Source organism: Occultella gossypii (genome assembly GCF_019947135.1).
GTDB lineage: Bacteria > Actinomycetota > Actinomycetes > Actinomycetales > Beutenbergiaceae > Occultella > Occultella gossypii.
The window spans coordinates 128,937-141,273 of sequence record NZ_JAGSHT010000023.1 but is presented as its reverse complement, the minus strand read 5'-3'; the positions used below and the strand labels follow the sequence as shown (position 1 = coordinate 141,273).

The 12,337-nt window shown below is 70.8% G+C and carries 8 protein-coding genes and 1 pseudogene; 5 read left to right on the top strand and 4 right to left on the bottom strand.

Annotation, left to right across the window (positions count from 1 at the left end; genetic code table 11):
- Window positions 1-123 precede the first annotated feature (123 nt).
- Window positions 124-1,059, top strand: a complete 936-nt coding sequence (locus tag KCQ71_RS23645; protein ID WP_223411141.1) for a hypothetical protein — start codon at window positions 124-126, stop codon at window positions 1,057-1,059.
- A 107-nt stretch (window positions 1,060-1,166) separates the two neighbouring features.
- Complete coding sequence (locus tag KCQ71_RS23640) at window positions 1,167-2,372, top strand: serine hydrolase domain-containing protein (RefSeq protein WP_223411139.1); 1,206 nt, start codon at window positions 1,167-1,169, stop codon at window positions 2,370-2,372.
- 69 nt (window positions 2,373-2,441) lie between these two features.
- Here KCQ71_RS23640 and KCQ71_RS23635 read toward each other — a convergent pair whose 3' ends face one another.
- The 3 genes and pseudogenes from KCQ71_RS23635 to wecB all read right to left on the bottom strand — a co-directional run bounded on the left by KCQ71_RS23635 (window position 2,442) and on the right by wecB (window position 6,168).
- Complete coding sequence (locus tag KCQ71_RS23635; RefSeq protein ID WP_223411137.1) at window positions 2,442-3,764, bottom strand: UDP-glucose dehydrogenase family protein; 1,323 nt, start codon at window positions 3,762-3,764, stop codon at window positions 2,442-2,444.
- A gap of 10 nt (window positions 3,765-3,774) precedes the next feature.
- A pseudogene (locus tag KCQ71_RS23630) lies at window positions 3,775-4,886 on the bottom strand (IS630 family transposase).
- A gap of 121 nt (window positions 4,887-5,007) precedes the next feature.
- Window positions 5,008-6,168, bottom strand: a complete 1,161-nt coding sequence (gene wecB / locus KCQ71_RS23625; protein ID WP_223411135.1) for a non-hydrolyzing UDP-N-acetylglucosamine 2-epimerase — start codon at window positions 6,166-6,168, stop codon at window positions 5,008-5,010.
- Window positions 6,169-6,427: 259 nt separating this feature from the next.
- Between wecB and KCQ71_RS23620 the strand changes: the two genes are divergently transcribed.
- The 3 genes from KCQ71_RS23620 to KCQ71_RS23610 are packed head-to-tail and all read left to right on the top strand — an operon-like array spanning window position 6,428 to window position 9,569.
- On the top strand, window positions 6,428-7,741 hold the full coding sequence (locus tag KCQ71_RS23620) for an ABC transporter substrate-binding protein (protein ID WP_223411133.1): 1,314 nt from the start codon (window positions 6,428-6,430) through the stop codon (window positions 7,739-7,741).
- A complete protein-coding gene (locus KCQ71_RS23615; RefSeq protein WP_223411131.1) occupies window positions 7,738-8,679 on the top strand; it encodes a carbohydrate ABC transporter permease in 942 nt (313 codons plus the stop codon). The genes KCQ71_RS23620 and KCQ71_RS23615 overlap by 4 nt, the downstream gene beginning before the upstream one ends.
- Window positions 8,676-9,569 carry a carbohydrate ABC transporter permease gene (locus KCQ71_RS23610; protein ID WP_223411129.1) on the top strand — a complete coding sequence of 298 codons (894 nt, stop codon included), beginning with the start codon at window positions 8,676-8,678 and terminating at the stop codon, window positions 9,567-9,569. The genes KCQ71_RS23615 and KCQ71_RS23610 overlap by 4 nt, the downstream gene beginning before the upstream one ends.
- A 105-nt stretch (window positions 9,570-9,674) precedes the next feature.
- Here the strand turns inward: KCQ71_RS23610 and KCQ71_RS23605 are convergent, their stop codons facing one another.
- Entirely contained in the window at window positions 9,675-11,951 is a 2,277-nt protein-coding gene (locus KCQ71_RS23605; RefSeq protein WP_223411127.1) for a helicase-associated domain-containing protein, read from the bottom strand.
- Between the last annotated feature and the right edge of the window lie 386 nt (window positions 11,952-12,337).

Here is a 12,337-nt window from a genome sequence, read left to right as displayed (position 1 = left end):
GCGGCCCTCGGCAAGACGCGCCGCGACCGCAGCCGAGGTGCTGCCCGAACGTGCACGTTGCGATGACCGACCGGCTGCGCCATGGGCCGTGGGGTGCCCGCTCCCGGTTGGTAGGACGAGGTGATGAGAACCTGGCACCCGATCGAGACCACGCTCGTTCCGGGCCCCGCACGCCGATCCTCACGGCAGCCAGCGGCGCCCGTGCTCGCACCGCGCACGCCACAGGATGTCCTGGCACTGCAACGGCTGGGCGGCAATCGGCTGGCGACTCTGGCGGTCCAGCGGGGAAAGCAACTCTCGTCGGGCACAAATCCCGACCTCGGGCTCGCCGGGCGCCTGGAGCTCAAGACCTCCAAGGACCGGGCGAGACTGGTGACTCGCAAGAAGTGGAACGCTCTGTCCAAGAAGATGGCCGGTAAGTATCACGGGTATCGCAAGTACGCCGCCATCCATCACCGCAACCTGATGAACGATCTGGGAAAGGACGAGTTGGTCCTGCTGCTCCGTCTGCGGAACAAGGTGGCGCTCGCGGACCCGCTCGGGAGGCATTACGCCGCGATCGAGAACAAGTCCAAGAGGCTGAGGCAGACCGCGCAACACCGGACCGAGCTCCTCGGGGAGGCGGTGGCCGCGGAGAAGGTCAAGACGTACATCCCCGATGCCGTCATGCTCGTCGGCTTCGCGGCCGGCGCGGGCATCGACCAACTGTGGTTCTCGAAGGCGCAGAAGGCCTACTTCGTAGTCGAGGCCAAGGGTCCGGGGGCCAAACTCACCCACAATCGGTTCGCGGTCCGAGGCGTCGGCGCCGGCGGCGGTGCCCTGCTGCAGATGTCAGATGCGTGGGTCGCGGATCGGATCCCGAGACTCAAGACCCAGCACCCGCAGATCCTCGAGCGCATCCGCAAGCATTGCCGGCTCAAGGTCGTCAACGGCACCTTGACGGCGAAGGCCGGGAACCCGGGGAAGTACACCCTCCAGGGGTTGGTCATCACCGCCAGCTGGAACCAGCAGGATGCGCCGGTCGGCAACAGTATGAAGAAGTTGGCGTACACGTTCTAAGTCGAGGGACCGCGGTGCGTCCGGTGGTGGGAACCGCTCCGGGTGCGCGCGATGAGTTCCGGCCCGGTTGGCGGTCCGTATGGGCGAACACCACCGGAAGGGAACCGATGAGCCACCGCGATACCGCAGACCGTGCCGCCGAGGCGCTGACCACCGCGCTCGCCCCGATCGTCGAGGGCGGCAGCCCACCGGGGCTCACCTGGGGGATCGACGTCGACGGCGAGCGCCGGGTCGGCGCACTCGGTCGCCTTGACGCCGAGCACAGCCGGGCGACGGCGGCCGACACCATCTACCGGATCAGTTCCGTGACCAAGCCGGTCACCGCCGTCGCCGCCCTCGCCCTGGTGGAGGACGGCACCCTCGCGCTCGACGCGCCGGTCGGGGACCTGCTGCCCGAGCTCGCCGACCCTCGAGTGCTGCGACGCCCCGACGGCCCGCTCGAGGAGACCGAGCCCGCCAGCCGGCCGATCACGGTCGAGGACCTGCTCTCGTTCCAGCTCGGCCAGGGCATGGACTTCCGCGCGTTGGGATCGCCGGCACCGCTGGACACCGCGATGGCCGAGGCCGGCGTGGCCACAGGCCCGCCGGCCCCGCAGCAGCACCTGCCGGCGGACGAGTGGCTCGCGGTCCTCGGCGGCTTCCCGCTACGGCACCAGCCGGGACAGCGGTGGCTGTACAACACCGGCGCGGAGGTGCTCGGGGTCCTGATCGCCCGGGCCACCGGGACCTCCCTCGGCGCGGTGCTGGCCGAGCGGGTGCTCGGACCGCTCGGCATGCGGGACACCGGCTTCAGCGTTCCCGCCGCGGCGTCCGAGCGGTTCGGTGCCTGCTTCTGGCCGCCGGATCCCGAGACCGGGACCGTCGGGGTCTACGACCCCCCGGACGGGCAGTGGGCATCGCCGCCGGTGTTCGAGGGCGGCGACGCCGGGCTCGTCTCCACGGTCGACGACCTCCTGACGTTCGGTGCGATGCTCCGCGACGGCGGCGCGATCGGACGGACCCGGGTGCTCCTGCCGGGCAGTGTCGCCGCGATGACGACGAACCGGCTCACGAAGGCCCAGATCGCCGCCCACGGCCCGAGCCCGGACGGGAGCACGGGCTGGGGACTGGGCGTCGGCGTCACGCTGGCGCCGACTCCGTCGGTCGTGGGCAGTTACGGCTGGGACGGTGGCCTCGGCTCCGCCTGGCGCAACGACACCGCGCGCGGCCTCAGCGCGGTCCTGCTCACGAACGAGGCGTTGTCCTTCCCGCACCCGACAGCCATGATCGACGCGTTCTGGTCGGTGTTGGCCGAGTCGGTGCCGCTGACCTGAGCCATCCGCGCGGGCGAGAGTGCTGTGGCGGCTGCCACTTCGTCACTCTCGACGTGAGAGTACGACCCGTTACGGGCGGCCCACCCCGTGGTAGGTCCACCCGGCGGCCCGCCACGCCACCGGGTCGAGGACGTTGCGCCCGTCGATGATCAGCGGGGAGGCGACCACCTCACGCAGCTCGGTCGGGTCGAGGTCGCGGAACTGACGCCACTCGGTGAGCAGAAGCACCAGGTCCGCGTCCTTCGCGGCCGCGAACGCATCCGCGGCCACCTCCATGTCCGGCCGTTCCTTCGCGAGCTTCGGTCCGGCCGCCGGGTCGGTGATGATCACCCGGGCACCCTGGCCGGCGATGGCGTTCGCGATGTCCAGGGCGGGGGAGTTGCGCATGTCGTCGGAGTCGGGCTTGAACGCGGCGCCCAGGACGGCGACCCGCTTGCCACCGAGCGAGCCGCCGAGGATCCGCTGTGCGAGCTCCACGGCGGCCGTGCGGCGCCGGGTGTTGATGGTGTCCACCTCGCGCAGGAACGTCAGTGCCTGGTCCACGCCGAGCTCGCCCGCGCGGGCCATGAACGCCCGGATGTCCTTGGGTAGGCAGCCGCCGCCGAAGCCGACGCCGGCGCGCAGGAACTTCGGGCCGATCCGGTCGTCGTGCCCGATCGCCTCGGCGAGCAGGGTGACGTCCGCGCCGGTGGCGTCGCACAGCTCGGCCATCGCGTTGATGAACGAGATCTTCGTGGCGAGGAACGAGTTCGCGGCCACCTTCACCAGTTCCGCGGTGGCGTAGTCCGCCGTGAGCCGCGGGATGCCCGCCGCCAGCATCGGGGCGTACACGGCGTCGAGCACCGCGCCGGCGGCCTCGGCGGCGTCCGGGTCGGCGGGGAGCCCGTAGATGATGCGGTCCGGGGTGAGCGTGTCCTGCACGGCGAAGCCCTCGCGCAGGAACTCGGGGTTCCAGACCAGATGTGCGGGGGAGCCGGCGAGCTGGGCGGCGAGCCGCGCCGCGGTGCCGACCGGGACCGTGGACTTGCCGGTCACCACCGTGGGCCCGTCCGGGTGCGCGACCAGATGCGGGATCAGGTCCGTGACCGCTGCGTCCACGTAGGTCATGTCTGCGGCGTAGCCCTCCTCGGACTGCGGCGTGCCGACCGTGATGAAGTGCACCTGCGCGCCACGCACGTCGGCGTAGTCGGTGGAGAAGCGCAGCCGCCCGCCTGTGACCTGACGCTCGAGGATCTCGTCGAACCCCGGCTCGTGGAACGGGGCCTTGCCGTTGTTGAGGAGGTCGACCTTCTCGGCGTCGACGTCGATCCCCACCACGTCGTGTCCGAGTTCCGCCATGCAGGTCGCGTGCACCGCTCCGAGGTAGCCGCAACCGATCACCGAGATATGCATGATTGCCATCCTAGTGGCGCGTATTTGAAGTTGTTGGACGGTTGGCCTTCGTGAGGATCTCGTCGGCGGTCTTGGTCCAGATGAAGGGGTGGGCGCGTTTGTTCCAGCCCTCGATGTAGGCGCGGAGTTTGCCGTTGAGGTCCTTGATCGATTTGAACACGCCGCGGCGCACGGCCTGGCGTTCGACCAGGCCGAACCAGACCTCGACGAGGTTCATCCAGGAGGCGTGGGTGGGGATGAAGTGGACCTTGAACCGCGGGTGCGCTGCGAGCCAGGCCTTGACCTTGGCGTGCTTGTGGGCGGCGTAGTTGTCCATCACGAGGTGCATCTCGAGGGGTTGGCCCTGTTCATCGACGGCGTCGCGGTAGGTCCGCTCGATCTGACGCAGGAAGGCGAGGAACTCCTGGTGGCGGGGCTTGGGCTTGAGCGCCGCGGTCACCCGGCCGGTGGCGATCTCCAGGGCGGCGAACAAGGGTTGTGGTGCCGTGCCGGTAGTAGTCGTGCGAACGGCGTTCGATCCGACCGGGCTGCATCGGCAGGATCGGGACCGTCCGGTCCAGGGCCTGGATCTGAGACTTCTCGTCAATGCTCAGCACGATCGCGTTCGCCGGGATGTCAGCGCTCGTGCCCAAGTAGAGCCCGCAGATATCGGTTGACCTTCCCGACGAGTTCGGGGTCGGTGGAGAACCGGAACGATTCCGCCTTCCACGGCTTGATCCCGTAGGCCTTCCACGCCCGGGCCACGGTCTTATGGCTGATCCCCAGCTCCCCGGCCAGCAATCGGGACGACCAGTGCGTGACCGCGAGCTTCTTCGGCGGCGGCGTCAGCGTCGCGGTCACCACGGCCGCGTGATCGACCTGCCGGGGACGTCCGGAGCGTTCGTGATCGACCAGGCCCGACACCCCACGGGCCTGGTAGCGGCTACGCCAGGTGATCACCGTCGTGCGCGAGGCACCCACCAGAGCCGCGATCTCCTGGTTGCCCACACCATCGGCGGCCAGCAAGACCATCCGCGCCAGCTTGACCAGGCCGGCCTTCACCGAACGAGACCGCAGCCAGGACTCCAACATCTCCCGGTCGCCATCACGCAACTCCAAGGCCGGGGCAGGACGGTTCGCCATGCCCCCTCATTTCAAGAACCAAAGTGCTCAAAAACTAACGACACGCGGCACTAGGTCGGGCGATCCGCACCTGACCGGCGTATCGACGGGCGACGTGGCCGCGCCCGGCACGCGGCTCCGGTCAGGGAGTGGCGATCGGGGTGAACTCGGGCAGCCGTTCCCCGGTTCCGAGCAGGGTGCCGATGGCGGCGACGGCTCGCTCGGCCGCGTGCCCGTCGCCGTAGGGGTTCACGGACCGGGACATCGACTCGTAGTGGGTGGGGTCCGTGGCCAGGGCGGCGACCTCGGTGACGATGCGCTCCTCGTCGGTTCCGATCAGGCGGACCGTGCCGGCTTCGACTGCCTCGGGGCGTTCGGTGTTGTCGCGCATGACCAGGACCGGTTTGCCCAGGCTGGGCGCTTCCTCCTGGACCCCGCCGGAATCGGTGAGCACGATCGTGGACAGGGCGAGGAGCCTGGTGAACTCTCCGTAGGGGAGTGGCTCGGTGACCAGGACGTTGGTCAGGCCCTCGAGGTGGGGTAGGACGGCTTCACGGACGATCGGGTTGCGGTGCGCGGGCAGCACGATCGTGTACTGCGGTAGTGCCGTGGCCAGACGGGCAAGGGCGCGACCGACCCCTTCCATCGCGCCGCCCCAGTTCTCTCGGCGATGTGTCGTGACCAGCAGCACGGGCTGTGCCGCGTCGGCGAGATCCTGCAGGCGGGGGTCGGTGAAGGGCGCCCCCTGCGCCACGGTGTGCAGCAGGGCGTCGATGACGGTGTTTCCGATGACAGCGATCGATGCCGGGTCGATGTTCTCGCGCAGGAGGTTGGCCCGTGAGGTGCTGGTGGGGGCCAGGTGGAGCGAGGTGACCTGTCCGGTGATCTTGCGGTTGGCCTCCTCCGGGAACGGGGACTGGATGTTGCCGCTGCGTAGTCCTGCCTCGAGGTGTACGACGGGGATGTTGCGGTAGAACGCCGCGATCGAGGCGGCCGCCACGGTTGAGGTGTCCCCTTGGACCAGGACCGCGGCGGGGGCGACCTGGGCGAGGATGGGGTCGAGTCCGGTGAAGACCTTCGCCATCAGCGCGTTGAGGGTCTGCCCGTGTGCGAAGACGTTGAGGTCGTGGTCGGGAACGATTCCGAAGATCTCGTTGACCTGGTCGAGCATCTCCCGGTGCTGACCCGTCACCACCGTGACCGAGTCGAGGGCGCTCGACTCCTCGATGGCTCGGATCACCGGAGCCACCTTGATGGCCTCCGGGCGCGTGCCGTAGATGGTCATGATCGTGTGGGCGGTCATCACAGGTCCCCTGCTGGCTAGGTGGCGGCGCGGTGCGCTGTCCCCGTGAGCGTATAGAGCGATAGAGCGATGGTGCTGCTCGCCTCTCCCGCATGAGACCGCCCCGCAGCCCGCCGTGACCGTTTCGGTATCAGGTGTTCACCGGGAGTTTGGGCCCGGTCGCGTTGCATCACGACGGGTTCGCGTCCACGATGAAACGACCGGTCAGTGCAGATCGGCCGCCGACGGCGTCGGCGTGAGTGGAGGAGGACGAACACACATGACGCGTCGAAAGCTGACGATCCTGGGTCTCGGTGCGGCAGCGGTGCTCGCCCTGGCGGCCTGCGCCCCCGGTGCTCCGTCCGGCGAGGGCGACACCACCCAGCCCCCGGTCGAGTCCGCCGACCCCGCCGACTTCGCCGGCGAGACCCTAAGCTACGTCTACTTCACCGACGGACCCGACGAGCAGGCCACCCGGGATCTGATCGCTCAGTTCGAGGCTGAGTACGACGTCACGGTCGAGCTGGAGATCCTGCCGTACGCGGACCTGGTCACCTCCGTGCAGGCGCGCCTGTCCGGCGGCAACGCCCCGGACGTGGTCCGCCTGACGGGCCTCACCGACTTCCGCGCGGACCTGCTCGACCTCGCCCCGTACCTCGGCGAGGACTACGTCGAGGAGTTCCTGCCCGGCCCGGTCCAGGCCGTGACCGGCGACGACGGCGAGCTGCTCGCCGTGCCCTCCGACCTCACTCTGAACGGACCGTTCATCAACGTGGATCTGTTCAACGAGGCGGGCGTGGAGCTGCCTGACCCGGAGGACCCGTGGACGTGGGAGGAGATGACGGCCGCCGCTCAGGAGGTACAGGCAGCGACCGGCACCCCGTACGCGTTCGCGATGGACAAGTCCGGGCACCGCGTCTCGACCGTGCTCGCCCAGTACGGCACCCAGCTCGTCAGCGATGGCGAGGCCAGCCTGGACGTCGCCGCCGCCGAGGAGGCGCTCACCCCGCTCATCGACATGATGGCCGCGGACACGATGCCGCGGGACTTCTGGCTCGGCTCCGGGTCCCGGTACGCCGGCGCGAACGAGATCTTCCTCGCCCAGGACGTGCCGGTGTACCTGTCCGGGAACTGGCAGGTGGCCCAGTTCGCGCAGGCCGCGGAGTTCGAGTGGGCCGCCGCGCCGAACCCCTGCGCCACCGAGTGCGGTGGCTTCCCGGGCGGCAAGTTCATGGCCGCGTTCTCGGCCTCGGAGAACCCGGCGCTGGCCGCAGCGTTTATCGAGTTCATGAACAACACCGAGTCCCAGGAGGCGTTCGTCGCCGCGTCGAGCTTCCTGCCCACCCGGGCCGACCTCGCCGAGGACGGCGTCACCTACCCGGACCGCCAGGCGGACATGGACGTGTTCCTCGCCGATCTGGTCCGCACCCCGGACGTCACGTTCGCCGCGAACGCCGACCCCGCCTTCAGCGGCTCGGCGACGGCCCTGATCACGGCGATGGACGAGGTCGTCGCGGGCCAGAGCGACCTGCCCACGGCGCTCACCGGCCTGCAGGGTGAGATCGAGGCGCTCGTCGCCGAACTCGATTCGTGACCACCCCCGCCCAGGCGACCACGCGGCCGGCCGGCGCACCTACGCCGGCCGGCCCCCGCCGTCGCCGCGTCCCGCTCGGGCTGCGGATGGCGCCGTACCTGTTCGTGCTGCCGAACATGATCATCTTCGGCCTGTTCACGATCTGGCCGGCCATCAACGGCTTCAACATCAGCCTCTACGAGTCCTCCAACGGCCGGAACTTCGACTGGGTCGGCCTGGACAACTACCGGCGCATCCTCACCGACGACGAGTTCTGGGAAGTGGTGCGCAACACCGTCGTGTTCGCCCTCGCATTCGTGCTGCTGTGCCTACTGATCGCCACCGCGCTCGCGGTGCTGCTGCAGGCCCAGGGGCGCGGCAAGTCGTTCTTCCGGGCCGTGTTCTTCCTTCCGGTGCTGCTCTCACCGGTCGTCGTCGGCCTGGTCTGGAACTGGCTGCTGGAACGCCGCGGCGGCCTCGTCAACACGATCCTGACCCCGTTCGGCGGCGGCGACACCGGCTGGCTCGTGGAATCGAACCTCGCCATGATCAGCGTGATCGTGGTGGGCGTCTGGATGAACGTCGGCTTCTACATCCTGATCCTGCTCGCCGGCCTGCAGGGCATCGACCCGTCCCTGTACGAGGCCGCTCGGATGGACGGCGCCGGGGCGTGGCAGCAGCTCACCTCGCTCACGCTGCCGCTGTTGCAACCGAGCCTGCTCGTGGTCCTGGTGCTCTCCACGATCCACGGGTTCCAGGCGTTCGACTTCATCTACACGCTCACCGGCGGCGGGCCGGTCGGGGCGACCACCCTCATCGTCCAGTACATCTACGAGAACGGGTTCGTGTCCCCGATCCGGTACGGGTTGGCCTCCGCGGGCAGCGTGCTGCTGTTCGTCACGGTCTTCTGCCTCACCCTGGTGAACTGGTTCATCGGCCGACGGCGGGAGGCGGTATGAGCTCCGACGTCACCGAGTCCGGTGGTGGGCCGGGCGGCAGCGGCAGGCGCACCTGGACATCGGTGGGCCATCGTCGCTGGACCCACGTGGACGCGCTGCGGGTGGTGCTGCTGAGCACCGTCACGATCGTGGTGCTGGTCCCGATCGTGTGGACGGTGCTCGGGTCGTTCAAGACCCGAACCGAACTCGCGCAGGTGCCGCCGACGTTCCTGCCGGACTCCTGGGCACTGACGAACTACACCGACGCCCTCACCCGGTTCGACTTCCTCACCTATGTGCGCAACAGCGTGATCGTGGTCATCGGGGCGACCCTGCTGACCCTGGTGATCAACTCGATGGCCGCGTACGCGCTCGCGAAGTACAACTTCCGGGGCCGCAACGCCCTGTTCCTGCTCACGCTCGCCACGATCATGATCCCGCTGCAGGTGATCCTGATCCCCGTCTACCAGGTGGTGGCGAGCTTCGGGATGGTGAACACCCTCTGGGGGCTGATCATCCCGGCCGCGGCCACCCCGACCGGGGTGTTCCTGCTGCGCCAGTACATGCTCACCATCCCGGACGAGCTGATCGAGGCGGCCCGGGTGGACGGCTCCGGGGAACTGCGCACGTTCGTGCAGATCGTGCTGCCGCTGTGCACGCCCGCTCTCGCGGTGGTGGCGATCTTCTCCGTGATCTGGCGGTGGAACGACTTCCTCTGGCCGCTCGTGGTCGCTCAGAGCGAGGACGTCTACACACTCCCGGTCGCCCTGGCCCGCTTCAACGCCCAGGAGGTGGTCCCGTTCAACCTGATCCTGGCGATGTCCGTGGTCTCGATGATCCCGGTGATCGTGCTGTTCCTGTTCTTCCAGCGGCAGATCGCGCAGGGGATCGCGAACACCGGGATCAAGTGACGGTCCGAAGCAGTCTGTTCGAACCGGCCGGGTCGTGACCCTCGGCCACCGGCGCGAGGTCCACGAGCCCTGACCTCGCTCGGGGTGTGCTCGGAACGGCCGCACTCAGGTCGGGGTCGGCCCTACCGGCCGCACCGCCGCGATCCGGTGCACCGCCACCGTGATCTCGGAGTCCCGGCTCAGGTCCCGCACCCGCACCCGGCCGCCGTCCACGCTCACCGGGCGCACCCGGCGTCGCTCGGTGCGCCCGCTCGGGCCTGCCATCACCAGATCCACCTCGGTGCCGTGCGCCGCCGCGGCGCGGAGCAGGTCGACCGACCGGCCGGGGTCGGTGAGGTCCGGCTGGGCGGCGCGCTCCGTGAGCAGCCGCCGGGCCCGCTCCTGCCCGGCGTGCATGCCGGCCACCACCTCGGCGAGCGGCACCGCCGTCGGGCTCGGCGTTGCCGGCCCGGAGACCGGCCGAGCCGCGCGGACGGCACGGGAGGAGAGCACCAGCAGCTCGCCGTCGGCGCCCTCGAGGAGCGGGGCGCTACCCGTCGCGCGGAGGGCGTCCGCGACGTCGTGCGCGCTCGCCTGCGCGGCCAGCACCGTCGGGGCGATCAGCCGCAGCCCAAGGTGCGCCAGCCGGGAGTCGGCGAGCACCGCCGTCAGGGCGCGGGCGTCGTCGGAGCGCAGGAACGCCCGCGCGGAGCCGACCCGCACCTGCCCGTGCGTGCGTGCCGTGTCCGCGATCAGGTACTCCAGGGGCTGCGGCAACGGTGTGCGGGAGACCTCCCGCAACCGGCCCAGCAGCACCTCGGCGGTGAGCCCGCTATCCAGGGCCCGCCGGATCGACGCGGCCGTGAAGCGCACCGTCAGCGCGGCGCCGCGGCTCTCGACGTCGGCGCTCGTCGCGAGCAGGGTCGCCAGCGTGGCGCTCGGCCGGCCGGGCACGATGCCGCTCAGGTCCCCCTGCACGAAGATCTCGTCGACCGACGGTGGCAGGTCCCGCGCGAACGCGACGGCCAGCTCGCCTTCGCCGGCGCCGTCGAGGAGCAGCCGGGTGGGTTCGCCGAGCGCGCCGGCGCCGGTCAGCCCGAGCATGGCCGCCTCGTCGAGGATCGCCTGCACGGCACTCAACGGCGGCGCCGCCCTGGCTGTGTGCCAGGCGACGTGGGCGTGCACGGCCGCGGCGTCCGGTGCCGCGTGCTCCGGCCAGGCGCGCACCGACTCCAGCACCCGTCGCCGCAGCGGGGACGCCCAGGCCCGTTCCAGCTCGGGCTCCAGCGCCGAGCGGAGCACCCCCTTGTCCGTGCGGGAGCCCGCCAGCCACGGGGTCCGTGGCGAGTCCAGCCAGGCCCGCACGGTCCGTGCCCACCTGGTCGGCATCGGCTCCTCGCGCCAGTCCTCGGCCTCGGCGACCGGCGCCCAGACGCTGCCGTCCACGTCGTGGAAGTGGCCGAGCAGGCCGAGCATCCCGGTGAGCTCCACCACGAACGCCGCCCGCGTGCTCGACGCCTCGAGCGCGCTCGCCACCTGGCGCAGGTCCCGCACGCCCAGGCCGCCAGAGCGCAGCACGGCCGGCGGGTCCTTCGTCCAGGCGTCCAGGACCAGCCCGACGGCGTGCATCGCCTCCTCCGCGACGCGCACCGTCTCGGAGGCGACCGTCGCCGGCGGGCGGCGCGTCGCCTCGGGCAGGGGAGGGGCGGTGCGTAACTCGCGGACCAGGCGGCCGGCCCGGGCGGCCAGCGCCACCTCGCGGGGCAGGACCAGCTGGGTCGGCGCGATCCGGAACAGCACGTGCGCATCGAGCAGCCACCGGGCCGCCGGCGGGATGTCGTTGGTCACGGTGCCCAGCGGCGGGCCCCAGGTCAGTGCCTCGAGCATCCGGACCGGACCGGGCGGTGCCTTCGCGAGCACGGCGGTGAGCGCCCGGTTGGTGGTGGGCCAGCCGTCGGCGAGGTTCACCGGCAGGTCGGTCAGGCTCGGGCCGAGGCCGAGCGGGTGCGGTCCGATCGCCTCAGCGAGGGCAGGCACGGCCCGGGCGCCGTCGAGGTCGCCGGTGGCCAGCGCGAGGTCGAGCAGGCGCTGCAGGTAGCCGGTCACGTCCGTGCCCAGCAGCGCAGCGAGCCGGGCCGCCGGGACACCCGCGGGTTCGTCCGCCACCACGAGCGCCTCGGCGACCGTCAGGGTCGGGGCGTCAAGATTGGCCAGGGCGCGGCTGACGGATGCACGGGAGCCGGCCCGGGCGATCATCGCGGTCACCGAACTCGGCGCCGGGCTCGCCAGGTCCGGCCGGGCTGCCAGGAGGTTCAGCAGGCGGGCGTCGTCCCAACCGCGCAGGGCCGCCGAGAGGGCGTCGCCGGCGGCGGGCTGACCGGCGGCGTTCTGGCGGGTGGTCATCCGCACAATTCTACGGGTCAACGCTGGGCTTTCGGCTCCGGGGGCGGGAGAGCACCGCCCGATGGGAGCAGGATGGGTCAGCGGGGTCGCAGCATCGGCGCCGGTCCCGCTTTCGCCGTCGCGGGCCGGGTCTGCGGGCGCTGGTCCGTCGGGGGGGTCCGCCGGCCGGGCGTCGACGCGATCGCGCTCGAGCTGCGGGCTGCTGGGGACCGGGACCGTGCGGTGGCGGATCCTGGCGCTGGTGCTCATGACGGACGACCTCGGTGTCGGGGGCGGGACGGGTCCCAGACTTCCCCATGGCCGTTCGGGGCCGGGTGGTGCTCGCGGGTGAAGGGTGGGTGAGGTTGCGCCCTCACCCCGGCAGTTCGCCGGGCGCGGGCGGGTGA

Bases quoted from the DNA above. Each gene is read 5' to 3' on its own strand.
- KCQ71_RS23645 (WP_223411141.1), top strand. From the start codon at position 124: ATGAGAACCTGGCACCCGATCGAGACCACGCTCGTTCCGGGCCCCGCA.
- KCQ71_RS23640 (WP_223411139.1), top strand. From the start codon at position 1,167: ATGAGCCACCGCGATACCGCAGACCGTGCCGCCGAGGCGCTGACCACC.
- KCQ71_RS23635 (WP_223411137.1), bottom strand. From the start codon at position 3,764: ATGCATATCTCGGTGATCGGTTGCGGCTACCTCGGAGCGGTGCACGCG.
- wecB (WP_223411135.1), bottom strand. From the start codon at position 6,168: ATGACCGCCCACACGATCATGACCATCTACGGCACGCGCCCGGAGGCC.
- KCQ71_RS23620 (WP_223411133.1), top strand. From the start codon at position 6,428: ATGACGCGTCGAAAGCTGACGATCCTGGGTCTCGGTGCGGCAGCGGTG.
- KCQ71_RS23610 (WP_223411129.1), top strand. From the start codon at position 8,676: ATGAGCTCCGACGTCACCGAGTCCGGTGGTGGGCCGGGCGGCAGCGGC.
- KCQ71_RS23605 (WP_223411127.1), bottom strand. From the start codon at position 11,951: ATGACCACCCGCCAGAACGCCGCCGGTCAGCCCGCCGCCGGCGACGCC.